This is a genomic window from Cupriavidus sp. SIMBA_020 (assembly GCF_046535395.1).
Taxonomy (GTDB): Bacteria; Pseudomonadota; Gammaproteobacteria; order Burkholderiales; family Burkholderiaceae; genus Cupriavidus; species Cupriavidus campinensis.
In genome coordinates this window covers 1-264 of the sequence record NZ_JAWRWU010000815.1, presented here as the reverse complement: position 1 = coordinate 264, position 264 = coordinate 1, and the positions used below count along the sequence as shown (strand labels likewise).

Annotated in this window: 1 pseudogene; it reads right to left on the bottom strand. The window is 70.1% G+C overall.

From position 1 onward, the window contains the following. A pseudogene (locus SB751_RS31635) lies at positions 1–157 on the bottom strand (guanylate kinase); the annotation flags it as partial. Positions 158–264 lie beyond the last annotated feature (107 nt).

Sequence of the window (264 nt, the reverse complement as noted above, 5' to 3'; positions counted from 1 at the left end):
GCCGGCGCGCGATCACCTGCGGCGCATCCTGGCCACGCGCCTTCAGGCGGCTTTCGAGTTCCTCGATGGACGGCGGCAGCACGAAGATGCCGATCGCGCCGGGAAAACGCTGGCGCACCTGGCGCGCGCCCTGCCAGTCGATCTCCAGCAGCACGTCGCGGCGGAGGCTCGCTCCGCCCGATGCCTGATTCTAGGTCGAGAAGACCGTCAAGGGCTGGCGGGCCGGACGGGCAACCGTCCGGTATCCGCGAATCGCCGTCACAC